We start from the raw sequence: 18,198 nt of genomic DNA on the forward strand, positions 1-18,198 counted from the left end.
CGTTACAACAATATTCGCTTTTGTTTTCAAAGTCGTAGATCCAACCACAGTACCTGCTACAGTGAAAGAATTGCCTTCTGAAGCATACCGGGCAGGATCGATAGCATCCCAAGTTACCGGAACATCAATGATGCTGGCATTTTTCAAATGAGCTGTTACGGTTTGCGGTAATTTCGGCGCCACTTTCACCTGTGTAGTAAGATTGACTTCATCTAAAGATACAATATCATCAAAAGGCGGAGCCGCAAGTGAAGCGATTTCCGCCGCACTAAGAGCACTGCTGTAAATTCGGAAGTCATCCACAATGCCATCCAAATAAGGATCGGCGAACTGAGACTTTCCAATGTAATTATTGATCGTTTTCCCTAAGCTCGATGGATTCAGAGTAATGTTCGTGTTAATTCCAACCTGTACTCCGTCGACATAGAGAATCCCAGTTGTTCCGGAAAGGGTAAACGCCACATGTTTCCATACGCCCGTAGGTAAAACCGGTGCATTGATAACCTGTTCTTGTCCCGGCCCATTCCCGGTCGATGTAATGCCAAACTTCATTCCCCCTCCGCCAACTTTCGGCGACAGGTACATATACGTATTCGTTCCGCTTCCGAAGTCGAATATTCTTGAATAATTACCCAACTTATTTGCCTTCACCCAAGTCGAAATCGTAATATCGTGTACGCGACTTAAGATACTCGCAGGCATTTTCACGTAACTATCCGTGCCGTTTAATTGCAATCCGTTGTCTTGCTTGCCTTGAACCCATGTTGCCGAGCCCTTTAAAGTTCCATCCATACCATTGCCTGTTGTATCGGAGGCTGTTGTTCCACTTGTCTCGTTAAACAAATATTGTAAGATGACCGGAGGCAAAGGCGGCGCAGGCGCTACCGTAACTGTAACTGTATCTTCGGAAGATAACTCCGAGTCGTTTACTTGCAGCTTGAATACATAATCCCCAGCAGCAGATACGGTTACATTCGTATTCAGTGCAGAAGCGTCAGCAAACGTTGCTGTACCTGGTCCGTTCACTAAGCTCCATGCAGCTGTTAACGTGCCGCCAGGAAGATCATCGTCACTAGCGGTTCCTTTTAAGCTAATATCATCCGGCAAAGTAATTGAACTATCAGCACCAGCATTCGCGATCGGAGCTGTATTCGCATCCTTTATTCCTTCTTGCAGCTCAACTGTATAAGCTGCCGTCGCTCCAGCATTAATCGTAAGCGTTGCTTTAGAGCCATAAGCATTCAATTTTCCTTGATGCACACCATCAACTAAGATATCATAGGTCGCTTTTTTAAGTCCCGTGAATGTGATTCTTGTTTGATGCTGCGTTGTACCGGGCGTTACGTTTTTCATACTCAGCTGAACATAGTTCTTGCTCTTCGCGATTGTGGCATTCATAAACTGATCTCGATCCAACTCTAAGTTAAGCTTTTCGGTGATCAGATTTATACGCTTGAACACACCGTCTTTTGGCGTAATGACGTAGTTCGAGCCGCTTTCCGTTACATCTGCGCCATATCCCGTTAATCCGAAAATCGGATCAATGGCTACATCGCTGCTCAGAATCTTGATCGCTCCGAATAACCCTAAATCGGACTCACCCGTCATCCCTCTCCATCCGTTAAAAAGAGGTCCTCCATCTAGACCCATTGCGCCGTAGTTTCCTTTTTCCGCTTGATACGTCCATGAAGACGCACCGATATTTGCAGGGTCTGAGCTAATTTGTCCAGAGTTAATAGCACCGATATTGGCAATTTTGGCAGCGTAAGATAAGCGCTGTTCAACCTCAGGCGCTGCGGAATAATTGCGAATCCAGTCATCCATCGTAAAACCGGCGAGTGAAGTCGAGTACTGAAAGTTCCACCAGTTCTCACCTGTTATCGTCACCGGATCCGCATAATAATACCAGATCGGCATTTGCCCGCGATCGGCTCTTGTTTTTGCAATAATTTTGCTCATCATCGTCGTATTGTTGTTCATTTTGGCTAACGTATACACCGCTTCTTCGCCGGTATTGTCATAGCTGTACTCAGAGCCATACGGATACGTCGTGTTTTTAAAATTGTTATACTTGGTAGCCATCTTAGCGATGAGATCATTCGCCTCAGCCGTGAACCCCTCGTCCTGCAGGGCTTTGATAATGTCAGGTGTCGTCAACTCTCCCATAAGACCTGTCTCCCAGTTGTACGCAACCGGACCATCATATAAGGCTTTGAAAATATTATATGTCCGCAGAAGATACTCTTCTTTCGTGTGCTTATATGCGACAAGATCAGGATACATCTTGGCAATCTTATACATACTGAAGTACGTATTATAAATATGAGGGTAAGCGTAGCCACGATACGTCGGCGTTGTGTTTGGCTGATTCATTAAGAAATCCGGAACCAGATAATCCTCATGATGTCCGTTCATTAGATTGGTCCAAATGGCCGTCTCCAGATAGTCATCGACCGCTTTAACTTCCGAGGCAATCGGGACCTGCGAGTTCTTTTCCGCCAAAAATTGTCCATGCGTTAATCCCCAGTCATCGCCCCATCCCCAATAACCATTGAATCGGTTTCTAGTCGTTTTATTTTGCATCATCCAATCGTCAAAAACCTTATCTCTAATGGTTCCCGGATCATTGTATCGCGTCTTTTCTACCATAAAAGTGGAATGTCTCTGCAGTGCGGCATCAATAGGCTCAATCGCATAAAATTGCAGGACGGTTTTTTCCCCGTTTCCATATTCAACGGTAAGATCATTCTGTCCCAGATGACCCAGTGTGAGCTCGTAAATCTTATGATTGGCAGGGGCCGTATTCAGAAAAGTGATCGTTGACTCAGAAGGATATTGTGCGGTAACGGAAGTGATGTCTTTGAACGTATGCAAATCGATCTTGGCCTTCATATTGGTTGCAAAAATCATCCCTGGCACCACGGTGACATCAACGAGGCCCTCGTCGTAGAGCTTGGCTTTCACATCGTTATCGTCAACTGTTTTAAAAAACTTAAAAGCATAAGATTTACTCTCACTCGGAGCAAGAATCAGACTTGTATTCGGGAGGTACCCCTTGTTGGTACTCTTGATCACGTTAGAATGGATATAGTAGACATTCAGTCCTTCCACCCAGCCTGCAGAATCATTCGTCCAGTTGCTGCCCGGATGCTCCTCACGCTTCCAGCGGTCTTGATATTCAAAGCCGGCGCCGGTCGCTGCATCAGGAACCAAAAGCACGGAAGGACCGATGCCGCTTGGCCTTTGAATCGTGATATACGAGCTGTTATTACCAACAAACGAATGATTCAAAACTCTAGTTTCATAAATACGGTCATTCGGCGCCTGCCATAGTTCATTAAACGGCAAAGGGAGACCAAGGTCCCCAATCTCTAGAGTCTGGTTGCTCGTATTTTCAATAGCAATCGTCCATTTGACATAGTCATCCACTAAAGCATATTTTTCAATAACCTTAAAATTCCGGATCCCCTCAGGGTTTGAAGCGTTCTCATACGTAACTGTAATTTCATTCCCACTCTTCGATATCGTTCTACCGTCATCTGACTTGCTTGTCCAAGCCTTCGTCCATTCCCCGTTTCCAAGCTTGTATGTAAACATCAGTTCCCCGAGCCATTGATGGTCGGGCGTATTCTGGTTTGGAGCATTCGTTGGATTCATCACATATTCCGTAGGGAATACATCCCCTTTTAGCTGCAATGAGGTGATTTCACCATGGGTTCCTGTCTGTATGTCAAAAATATCATTGGATAGACTGTCCGCGAGAGATTCAGCAGAAGCCACTGAAGATAGGAGACACAACAACATGATGGTAAAACAAAGAGATATCGGCAGCACTAGTAGCTTCTTTAATCCAACCCTATACCTATCCGACCTCCGAGATTCCGTTACTTCCATCCTTGTTACCTCCAATTTAGATGTAGTTGTGTTTTTAACCTTTTATCCCTGTAGTAGCAATCCCTTGATAAAATACCGCTGGTTACGTCAACACCTCCCACTGGTAAGAAACGACAACATCCCGAACCAATCGAATATATGCAGACCAAAAGGGCATCCGTGATGCGTACATCCCTCAAAGGAAATGGTCTGGAGATTGATCGTCATGTACTCGGTCCCCTTTTTTATAAATATCATCATTATGGTAAGCGCTTTAATAGTTATTCTACATGGTGTAATATGGGAATTATATAGGGATTTACAACCACATTTTTAAAAATTACAACCTTTTCCATAGAGCGTGAATGAATGAATACATCCCAATTTTCTCGCTCCCCGTGCCTTATTTTATCGATTGCGGACGCACTTTTTTCCATGTTGACAAGCAGCATATTAGTAGAAACCAGGTCGGTGTATTTGATTTAATGGTAGTGACCAATCAATTTTATTAATACCATCATTTCTAGAAGCTGCAATAATAAGAATACCGGTTGTGGTGCAAAGATCTAATTCATGATAACGTAATTGATAACGAAGTCATGGGATGGAGTAACTTATTTTGAGATATAGTCGAAATGATGAGCGAGCGAGGATTAAAGATTTCTCATACGACGATCATGAGATGGGCCCATGAATTTGGACCATCGTGAAATATTTTCTAAAAAAAAGAAACCGTTCCTTCCGCAAATGGTAGATCGTACTCCCATTTTAGTTAAGAACGGTCTCTTATAATTATTTCGCTACTCAACCTTTACAATTTGCCATTGCTGATAATATCCGGGGCCTGCTGTTCAATCCATGATCTCTAAAGTGATCTTATAAACATAGATGCCCTTTTCGATTTTATATTCATCGTGAATATTTTTGGTCCAACCGTTGTCTCCGCCAAGACCTGCATGTTTGTAATCGATATGAAGGAAAACGGAATCGGATGTGCCAAGCTCATCTTCATAGGCGGCATTGTCGTATTGTCCGATTCTGCATGGATGAATATCAAAATGGAAGTAACCCGCCGAGGTAACTTTTACCTTGCGGTCATCCGCGGATACATATAAATAACGGACATCTTCCTTGCCCCCGCATTCAACCGGCACGGGAACATTGAATTTCATGATGAGAGTCCGCCCCCTTCCGTGCAAAGGGATACTTGTTATTGGTGTACACTGGTTTACCGTATCCGGAAAGCTCCCAGTTGGAAGGAACCAGGATATCATTCCAACGGGACACGTCATATTCAGGATTTTGGTTGCACCATATTCCTATAATATAAGGAGAAAGTCCCCCTATTTATGAGCAATTTTTATTTTCATTCCGGAAGCAATGATAAAACAGCAGGCTGATCATAAAAATTCCGTGAGCCAGTTATGCTCACGGAATTTAGATTTCACAAAACTTAATCGTTTTTGTTGATTACTTTTTCAACGCCGCACCGACCGTTTTTTCGTATTGGTCAACTTGCCACTTGACAACTTCGTCGTAGCCCAAACCTTTAGCTTTCTTGATCAATTGCTGTTTCAGGCTGTTAAACTCGTTATCATCCTTCGCGAACATCAACTTCCAGGAGTATTCCTTGACGACTTTGCCCACTTCGCTATCCTTCTGCTTGATGTCAGCCGGTCGATCCGCCGCCGCTACGTCGCTGGAGTACGCAGGTGCCACGGCAACATTGTTGTGCTTGACGACATAATCTTTCACCGTCAGCGCACCCATAGCGTCCCGCCAACTCTTCGTGACCGGATCCGGATTATGATTTAAATACGAGGTCCACATCGTGTAATCATACGGTTCCCCAGTTTCCGGATTGTTCATAGACTTGGAGAGCGTCGAGTTATTGATTTGGTTAGTTCCGTCCTTGTACAGCCCGCCGCCGTATTCATCAGGCATATTGACGGTGTTCACGATCGCTTTGTATCCGAAATCGGTCAGGGTCGGCTTTCCATCCTTGATATCCCAAATCAAGCCCTTCGGTCCATAATTGGATTCCATGATCCCCTCCGGCGTATATAGCCAGTCAAGGAATTGCATCACACGCTCCGGATACTTCGTTTTCGCGCCAATGGTCCAATAGTACTTGGCGCCCTCTGGTTTAAACCCGGCGGATGACTGTTTCTCATCGCCGAATGGTACGAATCCGAAACCTTTTCCTGCGGACGTGTGGTCCGGGATGTTAAAACCGCTGCTTACCCAAGGAAATTGAGCGAAAAGAATTTGCCCGTCCTTGTACTTATTGGACACATCGGCGAACTTCTGCGTCAAAGAGTCTGGATCAAGCAGTCCCATCTTATTGGCATCAAAGAAGAATTTCACGCCTTTCATGTAATAACCGTTGTCATCGAGAATGCCTTGCCATTTCGCTTCATCGGCCTTCGTCAGGATCAAATCAGTTTCGTTGAATCCGTCCGATACCCCATAGCCGTATAATGCGGCTATAGAACCCACGTTCATTGAACCGGACCCGTCCCAGTCCGACCACAGCGAAAATCCGTACGTAGGCTTGCCGGTATCGCTCTTCGGACTGAGCTGCTGCATTTGCTTGAGGACGGGCAGATAGTCGTCCAACGTTTTGATTTGCGGACTGCCCAGCTTCTGGTACAAGTCCCAGCGGATCTGGGGACCGAACGTCATATCGGCGCCTTCGCTCGGGCCGCTGCCGTTGCCCACCTCATTCGCGACCGAGTAGATCGCCGTGCCGCCGCCGAATTGCTTGCTGTGGGCTTCAAGCGATTGACCGGCATATTTTTGAATGTCTTGGCCGTATTTATCAAGCAGCCCGTTTTTCTTCCAATCCAACAGCAGGCCAGCTTTGATCGCATCTTTGGTGTTGATTGCGACCTGGATATCGCCTACATCGCCCGAGGCCAACAACGTAGCCTCTTTTCCCTGGCCGCCGCCGATAATGTTTAATTTGATATTAAATTTGTCCTTGATCACCTTCGCAAACCAACCCGGTTGATCCCCGGAAAAGTTAGCCACGTTCGAGAATACCTTTAGTGTGACTTCCGGCTGCTTCGAAGGATCGGTGCTTGCGCTCGATTGCGTCGATGAATCACTATTTACCGCGGTTTTGCCGCTGCCGCCGCTACATGCGGACAATAATACAAGCACGGCGCTCATCGAGACCGCGGCCGCTATCCATTTTCTTCCTCTAATCATTTATTTGTTAACCTCCTTGTCATGTACCTGCATAGTCGTACTTTTTCATTGCGATTAAGAAATGGATCCTGAAGTCCCCTTGACAAATACAATACGAGCAAACACTGTCCCGCCTCACCTCCTTTGCAGAGTTCCAAATTCAGCCCTTTACGGCTCCGATCAAGATGCCTTTGACAAAGTATCGTTGGAAGAAAGGATAGACGAGCAATATCGGGATGACGACAACCATAGAAACCGTCGTCCGAATCGAAGTGGCCGTCTGCATATTGGCCAGATCCGCATTGATAGCACCGCTGGATTTTATCAGATTTGCCAGCGATGTCGCTGCGTTTAAATAGCGATACAGGAGAAATTGCAGCGTAAACAGCTTCGGGTCCGTGACCAGGAACAACGTGTCCTGGAACGAGTTCCACTGACCGATGGCCGTGAAGATGGCGATCGTGGCAAGAATCGGTGTGATCAAAGGCATGACGATCTTCAAGAAGATCGTGAAATAGCCGGCTCCGTCGATTTGCGCCGATTCCTGCAGGGAGATCGGCGTCGACTCGATGAACGTTTTGACAAGGATGATATTGAACGGAGCAACGATCCCCGGTATGATATAGACCAGGAAATTGTTTACCAGGCCAAGCTTGAGCATGATAAGGAACCATGGAATCAACCCGGCATTAAAATACATGGTCACGATAAGGAACCTGTACCAGAATTTACGTCCCCACATTACGTTTTTCGTAAACAAGTATCCGAGAAATCCCGATACAACCACGGTCAACAATGTGCCAATCAAAGTGCGTCCTATAGATACGAGCGCGGCTGTACCCAGTCCGGGAATCTTGAATACTTCAATATAGTTGTTTATATGAATCCCTCGCGGGTAAAACATCACGAGGCCTCTGCTGCTCAAGTCGTTGTTGCTAATCGTATTGATGAACAAATAATAGAACGGAAAAAAACAAGCCAGAGTGAAAAGCGCAAACCCCGTATAATTCAGGATGTCAAATATCGTAATCTTTCCCATCTTTCCCATGTCGACACTCCTCTCTTCTCACAATGACTTAGATGACGCCTTCGCCGCGAACCAGCTTCGACAGGCCATTGGCTACAAACAGCAAGAACAAGCTAATAACCGATTTCAGAATGCTGACCGCCGTCGCGAACCCGAAGTTGGAATTCACCACCCCGATGTTGTATACGTACAGATCAAGCACCTCGATATGATTCATGTTTATCGCGTTCGAGAACACAAAATATTGCTCAAGCCCATTATTGATAAAGTTCGCGATTCCCAATATGAGAAGCACGAAGAATGTCGGTATAATCCCGGGAACCGTCACGTGCCATATCAACTGGAAACGGCTTGCTCCATCCACTCTCGCCGCCTCATACAATTCCGGATCAATCCCAGTAATCGCAGCAATGTACAAGATCGCTCCCCAACCGAGTCCCTTCCATATGCCCCACAAGGTCATGGCCAACCAGGTATGACTGTCCGATGCCAGCAAGCTCAGCGGCCGTTCTATTAGATCCATTCTCATCAGCAAATTGTTCAAGAAGCCGTTGTCGACAGAAAACAACATAAATGCGAAGGAGTACACCAATACCCAACTGATAAAGTTCGGCAGCGTCGTAAGCGTCTGCACGATTTTCTTAAACGGCGCGTTCTTTATTTCCGTCAGGAGAATCGCGAAGATGACCGGCAGAACCGAAGTCAGAATGCCAAGCGAGCTGAACACCAACGTGTTTCGCAGGACCCTGAGGATTTCCTGGACCTGAGCCGGATTCGACACCAACTTGGTAAACCAGCTCAAGCCTACAAACTCGGTCTGGGACAGCGGAATTCCGGGCCTGTAGTCGTAAAATGCATAGACCCAGCCGTACAGCGGCAAATATGAGAACAAAAAGACAAGAACAAGAAAAGGAAGAGCCATAAGAAATAATTTATACTTATCTTTAAATTGGAAGCGCTTTCTCGGAACTGGTGCATAGGCGTGTTCGGACAAGTTTGCGTTCATGTTTCTCCCCCCGCTATTAAATAATGTTTTCTTTCATTTGCTCACTTTTACTTAGATTTTCAAATCGGCTATCTTAGGAGGTCTAGAACTCCTATTGGTATGACATTTCCTCATCAACTCCCTCTCAGCGATGGAACCTGCTTCAGTTTTTGCTCCACAGATTCATTATGCGGGCACACTCTCAACCTCTTTGTTTTCGATTATAACGAAATCGCTTTCATCATAATACCTAATAAATTCCACTTAAAATCCAGCCATAATTAGTGTTTTTCCGTGCGTGAAAATATTGAATCATGCCGATAGAGTTTTTCTCAAATATCCTTACCGTTTGGCTAACAAACTCTTGTATTAGAATCTGTAAACGACCTTCCTCCATCTTTTGTTTGAAGTTGAATGAACCGTCAATGGTTAATCACTTTTCCTAATTGCGGCAAAAAAGCGTTCCAACAGGAACGTAAATCCCCCGCCGGAACGCCTTGCCATATTACTGGGCCGTACCTGTGACGCTCGTGCCGCTTTTTACAATTGTGTACTTAACGATTGCGCCGCTCCAGAAGTGGAACGTCAAAGTCACCGTTCCATCAGTCGTTTCATTGAAGAAATTCGAGGTCAGCGTGATTTGATGCCGCAGCGGCCAGCTTCTCCGCTTCGCTTAACCTGCCTTCCGCAATCATACGGCGAATGTCCGGAAGATAGGCCAGCGCATCCGGATTGTTCCGGTCCATGGGCCCTCCGTACCAGACGGAATCTTCGTTCAACTGCACGCGCTCGCGGACGGTATCTCCGAACACCATCCCGCCAAGACGGCCATTGCCAATTGGGAGCGCCTCATTCCAATCGGAAGCTGGCTTCCGGTACCACAAGCTCATCGCGTTCATTCCGATGTCTCCTCTCGTATCACTGAACCCCGGTCTGCGGAAGGAAACGGAAGCGGCTCAAGCCGATATCCCCGCCCAAACACAGATAAACAGTGCGAACTCCCGACGCTTCGTCCGCCTTGCAGGCAATCGTCTCCCACAATGGCCGCCATCCCGTCTCAGGAACGGTGCACGTTCCGATAAGCGGGCCATCCAACCCATCCAGTCTAAGCTCAATGCTACCGCCTCCCTCACCGGTCGTACAACGGGCTTCGAAGCCGCCGATCCCTCCGCGGAAATCGGCATCGTCAAAGCGCAGCCAGCCTGCCTCGCCCGATAACCGGATGCAGCTCCCGCCTTCCCGGCATTCGTCTAGGTAGACACCTTCGTACTCGTCGTAGTTCACTGCCGGAGTCTCCTTGGTCAAATCGCGCGGAGGCACGGTATCTCCGTCTACCGCCAGCTTCTTCTGCACACGGATTTCTCCCGACGAGCCCCCGATCATGAGCATATAAGTACCAGACTCGATGCAATAAGCGTCTCTGGTCACATCCCAGAACGCCAGCTCGGAAACCGGCACCGTAAAGCGGACGGTCTGTTTCTCTCCGGGAGCCAGTTGGATGCGCCGGAAGCCCTTCAGCTCTTTGAGCGGCCTCTGCACGCGGGACGAATCGGCGCGCACATACAGCTGGACGACTTCGTCTCCGGCCCTATCGCCCGAATTTTCGACCCGCACACTGACCGAGATGTCCCTGCGTGAACCGGCACGCTCAAGACTCACGCTCAGCTCATCGTAACGGAAGGTCGCATACGACAACCCGTAACCGAACGGATACAACGGCTCTCCATCAAAATATTGATAGGTGCGCTTCCCTTTTCGAATATCATAATCCATGATATCGGGCAGTTGCTCTACGGAGCGGTACCAGGTCATATTGAGCCGTCCAGCCGGGTTGTAATCGCCAAACAATACGTCCGCCAAGGCGTTCCCCAGCTCTTGGCCGGCATGCGAGGAATACAAGACGGCCGGAATGTGTTTATCGACCCAGTTCAGGGCAAACGGGTAGCTCCCGATGACGACGACAATCGTGTTGGGATTTACCTTGTATACCTCCCGAATCAACCTCTCTTGGGAAGCGGCTAGCGTCAAGTCCGGGCGGTCGATCTCTTCCTTCCCGTTGATAAGCGGGTGGTTCCCGACGATAACAATCGCCGCATCCGACGCTTCAGCCGCCGCAACAGCCTCCTTCAGACCGTCCTCGACAACCTCCTTGCGCAAAGCCCCGCCTTCATCGCCGGGCAGCGACACAGGGCTCCCGTTCCAGCTCGCGAGAGCCATCGTCCCATCCTGCCCCTCGGCAGGATGAAACACCTCTTTGACGAACCAGCCCCAAATGTCTTCAGCCGAAGCGGTCACGGTCGTATCGTCGGTCGTCACATATTTGCCGTTCGAGAGCGCCTTCAGCGTGACGCTGCCGAAGCCCCAGTCCGTATGCAAGAACGTCTCGGCAGAATATGCAGCTGTTCGGTCCGCCTTCAATGCGCCGTTCTCGTCCGGTGAAACCCCTACATATTTTCCCGTTACGGCGGAACGAAGGCGCACTCGGTCGCACCCGTCGGCGAAGACGACGGAACCTTTGTTCATTTTGGCCCGAATGCCTTGCAGCGGAGTGACCTTATACGGATGGCTGCCGGAATACCAATCGCGGCATACCGCATCTCCGAGCGGCCCGATCACGGCGACTCGCTGTACGGCATCCCGGTCGAGGGGAAGCAATTGATGCTTGTTCTTGAGCAGCACGATGGATTCACGGGCCGCTTCCAGGGAGAGAGCCGCATGCTCCGGCTTGCAAACCGTGTCATCCGGCATGCCGGCATACGGATTTCGCTCGTCCGGATCGAATTCGCCAAGCAGGAAGCGCACCCGGAACGTGTTTGTCAAAGCCCGGTCCAGGTCGCCCTCCTCCAGCAACCCCTCGGCGAGCGCCTCACGCATGGCGGCGCAGGTAATCTCGGCATCGTCCGTAATGCTGTCGATGCCGTTCTTGATCGACGCCACGACAGCTTCTTTATACGTCTCGAAATAATGATGATCCTTCACGAGCCCGATCAGATCTCCCGCATCGCTGACGATAAAGCCGTTCATCTCCCACTCGCCTTTGACAACCCGGAGCACATCGGGATGGAGAATGGCGGGCGTCCCGTTGATCGAGTTGTATGCAGTCATCATCGACAGAGCCCCCCCGTCGCGGAAGGCCGGCTCAAACGCTTTCAAATAATATTCCCGCATATTGCGCGGGTCGATGCTGGCGGAGCAGTGCCCCCGATCCTTCTCGTTGTTGTTGCCAAGAAAATGCTTCAAGGTTGCAATCGCTTTGCGGTAAAAGGGATGCGGTCCCTGAATGCCCTTGACGAGCGCGGACGTGAGCTCACCCGTCAAGTGCGGGTCTTCCCCGTACGCCTCCTCTGTCCGGCCCCATCGCGGGTCCCGCTCCATATCGACAGTCGGCGCCCAAAGCGTCAGGCCGTTGTTCGCGGGGTCCCGCTGATAAAACACTCTGGCCTCGTCGCCGATAACGGAACCGATCCGCTCCAGCAGCTCCGGGTTCCAAGTGCAGGCAAGGCCGATCGATTGCGGAAAGGAGGTCGCCTCCCCGAGCCAAGCGATGCCATGGGCAGCTTCGGTACCGTGCTTGTATGGTTTCACCCCCAGTCTCTCGACTGCGGGTTGATATTGGCACATGAGCCCAATTTTCTCCTCGAGGGAGAACCGGGACACCAGATCGGCAACGCGGTCTTGGATTGCCAGATCATGATTCTGAAACGGTAAAGCTACTCCCTTAGCATTTGTCATCGTCGCCAAACCCCCATTTTAAGGTATTTAGAAATCGTCTTAGCTCAATCTGCCATGGTTGCCGTGTCATTGAAATGGCCCAATTGCTCGGGCCCCTAACATGTCCTTTTGCTTTGTTGTAAACCGGCAGAGACCTTCCAATCCCCGCTGATCTTCGGGCAACGGGAGAACCTGCTTTAATAACGGCCGATCGCAAGGAGACGTTTCCAGCCTTCCGCAAGATTGTTGTGGGCCCAATTCCAGTGGTCTTTGTTTTCATATTCCCGGAAGGTACATTCAATCCACAAGATCAGATCCAGATAAAAATCGTACATCACTCTGCGCCGCTGCTGGTTTTGGGTTGCGACGGCCATCCCATAGCCCCTTGAGAACCCAACGGATCGGTTGAAGCGGCCGAAATAAACCTCCATCAGCGGGTCGCCCCAAAGCGCTCTTTCGAAATCGATCAGCCCTGTTATTTTCCCATTCTCGACAAACACATTTCCATCCCATAAATCCCAATGCACCAGACGGGGCTGAACGACTTCCCGCAAAGCATCCAGATGCCGTTCGATTTCCGATTCCATAACCGCATTGCCCGCAGGCAGCTCGACTCCGGCATCTCTGCCATCAGCCAGCACGCCCCGGATCATCTGTTGAAACGCTTCCGCCCAGGAGTCATTCCACGATTCTTGCTGCAGAAAATATCCGAATTTCTCCCCTTGCACTTCATTGATCAAGCGGCTATAGACGCCAAGCTCAAATTCGATCGCGTCCTTCTCTTCCTGGGAAAGCGTCTCCTTAATTTTGTTGTAAGGAACCCCCGAAAGCCGCTCCATAATAAAATACTCCGCATGAATCAAGGTGCATGTATCGTCGTATGTGAGCACCTTGGGCACAGGCAGCGTACCGCTGTTGTCAAACAAGCATAGCGCCTCGACTTCCGTGCGCATCAAGTTTGCCTCATAGCGCATCATTTTGGTTCCCTTGAACGGCGCCACTTTTAGGATAACATCGCGTTCGTCACTTGTGGTGATCGCGTATGCGCTGTTTGCCCATCCATCCGTTAACTCTTTCATTTCGAGGACCCGGCTTCCGAAGGTTTGGTGAATAATTCGTTCCATATCACTGCCTATCAGCTTGGGTTTAATATTACTTTCCATATTATTTATCCAATCCTTCCATGAATTGAAAATAATTGACCACCCAAACAAACCTATTCGATATGAATTACCGGCTCATAATCGAACCAATCAAAGAGTGCAGGCGTACTCTGTTCTGTTTTGCAAACGGCATACATCGCAATGATTACTCCTGTAAAGCCGCCCGCTACCTCCGTTGAGAGCAGATGCGTTTCTCCCGAGCCCAACTCAAGGACATCGGATTGATTTGGCTGAATGGAGAAAACAAACCATTCCGGCTGAGCCTCAATCTTCAGCACGACCGGGCCTGTTGTGCAATCGTACGTCTGCTCCGTTCTCAATGATCCCACGGTCCGCCGGAATACGATCACCTTGCGTCCTTCCTTGAACTTTACGGTAAGATCATAATGATACTTATCGTTCATAAATACGGTAAGTCCGGCTTCCTCACCTTCACTTTTCGGTTCGAAATCGAGTAGGGCGGCTATGTTGCATGACAAATGGCGCAGACGCCGGCCCACAAAGGCGGGGGCGCCGGCATCGTCGAGCGACACCATATTCCCTCGCAGCACCAAATGTCCCGGACTTTCGTGGAGCGACCAACTTTCCGGAGTCGGATTCCGCAGAAACACCCAGTCAAAGCCTAGCGTTGTATCGTCAAAATCATCTCTGATTGCCTTATGCGGCCACCGGACTTCCTGCAGCTGCGGAGCCTCCATAACGGACTCGATACGCCCGCCGTTACCGATAATCGGCCAGCCGTCATCCGTCCATGACACGGGCCCCAAAAAAGTTTCTCTGCCCAGATGATGCCGCATCGGATAAGAAACAGGCCTGATTCCCAAGAAAACCGCCCACCAGCTGCCGTCATGCGCCTGTACCAGATCCGCATGCCCGGTTGCGTGTATGCTGCTCTTCAAGCTTCTATGAGACAAAATCGGATTATGGGGACACGGTACAAACGGTCCATAGGGGGCGCTGCTTCTCGCTATCGTCGCCATATGGCCGTATTCCGTTCCGCCTTCGGCGATCAGCAAATAGTAAAATCCGTTGATTTTGTAAAGATGAGGAGCTTCTGGGTACGCTCCGCCCGTTCCCCTCCAGATCAGACGGCTCTCTGTCAGCATGCTTCCGGTCAATATATCAATCTCGCATTGATAAATGCCGTAGCCTTCATTGCCGTCGCAAGTGGATTGAAAGTATACACTGCCGTCTTCATCGAATAATAGGGAAGGATCAATGCCCTTCTGTGCGACAGGTATTGGATCGGACCAAGGACCGTCCGGCTGATTGCTGCGAACAAAAAAGTTGCCGACCCCGCTCACATTCGTCGTTACCATATAAAACCAGCCGTCGTGATGGCGGATCGTCGGGGCGTAGATTCCTCCCGAGAGCCAAGTGTTTCCCAATGGCAACTGCTGCTCGGTTGTGAGACAATGTCCGATCTGGCGCCAATTGACAAGATCCTTGCTGTGAAATAAGGGGACTCCAGGAAAATATGCAAAAGAGCTTGTCACCAGGTAATAATCATCCCCGTTCCGGCAGATGCTCGGATCGGGATAAAAGCCGGGAATGACCGGATTCGTATACGGCATTTGGATTCTTCTCCTTGTTTGTGGGTCTGATGTAAAAGCGTATTCATCATTATTTATATAAAAAAATGAAGTTCTGAGATACCTGTGAAATTGATGTACTTTTCATAGAATAATTAGATATTACAGCTAAGGTCACATCTGCATCATTCTCTCCCGATGTTCGGCGTCGATTTCCCATATTCTCCCGCCAGCTCTTCGTCAGCGCACTCCGATTGTCGTTCTTTCCGGCTTTGCATTGTCCCCACCCTTTAAAGAGATAAAGAGCAGGACTTCACAGTCGCTGCTCTTCCATTCCTTCCGTTCTTCAGGGATTTACAAACTGCCACTGCAAGTTGGTACTGGGATCGCTGCTCCACTGCTTCAAGTCGGAGCCGTTAGCCGTATTACCGCCGCCATCCAAATAAAGACCGGTTGAAGCATTCTTGATCCTGTAATTGCCTCCGTATGCTTCCAAATTCCATCGCTGGTTGTAGCTGTCGCTGCTGCTCCACTGCCCGCAAATGGAGCCGTTAGCGGTACGGTACATACCGTCAAGATACAAACCTGTTGCAACATTTTTTATTTTGTAATAGCTTCCGTAGAATTCCATCACCCATTGCTGGTTGCTGCTGGCGCCGGTACTCCATTGGCCTGCATTTGAACCATCTGCGGTACGGCCCATGCCGTCAATATACAAACCTGTGGTCACGTTCTTCATTTTAGAAGTGTTCATGACACTCATGATCGCATCAATAATTCCTTGCTGTGTGACCGTATAGGTAGATCTGTTAAACAATCCAAAACCATAATTTCCATTCCAACCATTATCCCAAATAATCGGTACCGAACCGTATTTCCTGGCTGTTGCGCTTACCGCTTTTGCAAATGCCGCACGATACGTGTTATTCGTTGAATCATAGGCCGTTTTATCTATGGAACCGAATTCACCGACGACCACAGGATATCCTTGGGTTACGAATTTATCATACGTAGACTTCAGTTGCGAATCCAAATAATCTTCCTGTCCCCAAGTTGATTTTTTAGAAGGGTTGGTCGCTGTTGCTCCATATTGGGTGATGGTGCCGGATTCCTCACCGCAGAAGTCCCAAGGCGAGTAATAATGAACGGATATCATGATTCTTTTTTCAGAACTTGGAATCGCAGTTGATCTATAATTGTCTGTAGGAAGCACAAAGCCATAATTGCCTACTATATAATCAATGCTGGTATTCCAGCCGGGAATCAGAAGCCATCTTGCGCTATTGTTTCCTCCGGTTTGTCTTACGGTATCTACAAAGATTTGATTATAAGCATTAAGATTTGAATAGTATGTGGTGTTAGGCGTTTCCCACGTCCCATCAAATTCTTCGTTCATGGATTCAAAGATCAAATGCTCATCATAATTGACAAACGTACTAGCAATCTGCTGCCAGACTTTTTGATATTTGGCCCTGATCGTTGTTTGATCGTTTGAATTGACTAGCAGCCAAGAACCGGGGACTGAATTGTACCCGTCTCCATGAATGTTAATAATGACATACAAGCCTTCGTTGTAGGCATAGTCCACGACTGTTTTCACTCTGTTCAGCCATGCAGAATCAATCGTATAATTCGGTGCACTCCCTATCTTATTCAAATACGAAACAGGAATACGGATTGTTTTAAATCCTGCTGCTTTTACCCTTTGAACGAACGCCTGCGTGACATTAGGAGTGCTTTCGCTGGGTGTACCGTTGGAACTGAGTTCAAGCTGGTTTCCCAGATTCCAGCCCGCCCCCATTTCAAAAACAATTTGCGAAGCATTCAATTGCGTGAAATCGGCTGTTTCTGCAGATGCTGACGGAATCCGACCGGAAATGACAGTTGTAAACACCAATACCATGGCTAACAAAAAGATCCTGAAAGACTTTACTTTTGACGACATAAATAACACCTCCGTCTTCTTATTTTTGGTTCTTTTTAAACCAGTTCAACCAAAGAACTTCCAACCGGTAACAACCTTGTTCATCACCTCCTTTTCCATTAAGGTTCACTTTCAGCGAATGGCAAACGGGCTGTTCTGAACGATGGATAGCCATTCGCGGGCAATGAGTTCATGTCCGACCGCCGTCGGGTGAACGCCGTCCCATATCCAATAAGCGGCATCCATGCCGGACGAGGTCTTGTCGAACGCCTCTTGTAATGGAACGAATATCGCATCGTATTCCTCGGCCAACTGGCGAACGATACGACCGTAGTCATCGATCCGTTTTCGCCACTCCTCCCATTTTTCCTCCGTACACCCGACTTTCAATATAAATGGCTCGCACAAAACTAAGCCTGCGGAAGGAAGCATCTCCTTCGTTTCCGCCAGCAAATGCCGGTACGCTCTTTCGAAACGGTCGCCGCCCGAACAACCCGACATAATCCGCCAAACGTCGTTAACGCCGATCAGGATGCTGATCAGATCCGGCTTTAAGCTGATCGCGTCATCGTCCCAGCGGGCGTATAAATCCGAAACCCGGTTTCCGCTGACACCCCTGTTGATGAAATGCGGTTGGTTGTGGGCCAATTCGAAGCCGAGCTTGCTGGCAATGATAAAAGCATAGCCGTGTCCCAAAATGTGATTGGGATCCTCGTTGCGGTCCCGGTTGCCATCGGTTATGGAATCGCCTTGAAACAGAATCGTTTGTCGTGTTGGATTCATGATTGATT

At 48.6% G+C, this 18,198-nt stretch carries 10 protein-coding genes and 2 pseudogenes; all 12 read right to left on the bottom strand.

Going from position 1 to position 18,198, the window contains the following annotated elements:
• Positions 1 to 3: 3 nt before the first annotated feature.
• Positions 4 to 3,804, bottom strand: a pseudogene (locus ASD40_RS24485) (DUF5695 domain-containing protein); the annotation flags it as partial.
• 920 nt (positions 3,805 to 4,724) lie between these two features.
• On the bottom strand, positions 4,725 to 5,045 hold the full coding sequence (locus ASD40_RS24490; protein WP_057305751.1) for a hypothetical protein: 321 nt from the start codon (positions 5,043 to 5,045) through the stop codon (positions 4,725 to 4,727).
• Between the two features lie 298 nt (positions 5,046 to 5,343).
• Entirely contained in the window at positions 5,344 to 7,086 is a 1,743-nt protein-coding gene (locus ASD40_RS24495) for a hypothetical protein (RefSeq protein ID WP_057305752.1), read from the bottom strand.
• Between the two features lie 139 nt (positions 7,087 to 7,225).
• Positions 7,226 to 8,113 (bottom strand): carbohydrate ABC transporter permease, encoded by an 888-nt coding sequence (locus tag ASD40_RS24500; RefSeq protein ID WP_057305753.1) that lies wholly within the window; start codon positions 8,111 to 8,113, stop codon positions 7,226 to 7,228.
• Between the two features lie 28 nt (positions 8,114 to 8,141).
• Positions 8,142 to 9,098 carry an ABC transporter permease gene (locus tag ASD40_RS24505; protein ID WP_057305754.1) on the bottom strand — a complete coding sequence of 319 codons (957 nt, stop codon included), beginning with the start codon at positions 9,096 to 9,098 and terminating at the stop codon, positions 8,142 to 8,144.
• Between the two features lie 484 nt (positions 9,099 to 9,582).
• Positions 9,583 to 9,672 carry a hypothetical protein gene (locus ASD40_RS38835; protein WP_235549365.1) on the bottom strand — a complete coding sequence of 30 codons (90 nt, stop codon included), beginning with the start codon at positions 9,670 to 9,672 and terminating at the stop codon, positions 9,583 to 9,585.
• 55 nt (positions 9,673 to 9,727) lie between these two features.
• Positions 9,728 to 9,976, bottom strand: a pseudogene (locus ASD40_RS24510) (glycoside hydrolase N-terminal domain-containing protein); the annotation flags it as partial.
• 19 nt (positions 9,977 to 9,995) lie between these two features.
• A complete protein-coding gene (locus ASD40_RS24515) occupies positions 9,996 to 12,809 on the bottom strand; it encodes a glycoside hydrolase family 3 protein (RefSeq protein ID WP_057305756.1) in 2,814 nt (937 codons plus the stop codon).
• 176 nt (positions 12,810 to 12,985) lie between these two features.
• Positions 12,986 to 13,951, bottom strand: coding sequence for an aminoglycoside phosphotransferase family protein (locus ASD40_RS24520; protein ID WP_057305757.1), 966 nt, complete (start codon positions 13,949 to 13,951; stop codon positions 12,986 to 12,988).
• 53 nt (positions 13,952 to 14,004) lie between these two features.
• Positions 14,005 to 15,525 carry a glycoside hydrolase family 43 protein gene (locus ASD40_RS24525; RefSeq protein ID WP_057305758.1) on the bottom strand — a complete coding sequence of 507 codons (1,521 nt, stop codon included), beginning with the start codon at positions 15,523 to 15,525 and terminating at the stop codon, positions 14,005 to 14,007.
• 304 nt (positions 15,526 to 15,829) lie between these two features.
• Positions 15,830 to 17,428, bottom strand: coding sequence for a cellulase family glycosylhydrolase (locus tag ASD40_RS24530; protein WP_057305759.1), 1,599 nt, complete (start codon positions 17,426 to 17,428; stop codon positions 15,830 to 15,832).
• A 111-nt stretch (positions 17,429 to 17,539) separates the two neighbouring features.
• Entirely contained in the window at positions 17,540 to 18,190 is a 651-nt protein-coding gene (locus ASD40_RS24535) for an SGNH/GDSL hydrolase family protein (protein WP_057305760.1), read from the bottom strand.
• Positions 18,191 to 18,198: the final 8 nt, after the last annotated feature.

It is taken from the genome of Paenibacillus sp. Root444D2, from assembly GCF_001426375.1.
Lineage (GTDB): Bacteria > Bacillota > Bacilli > Paenibacillales > NBRC-103111 > Paenibacillus_E.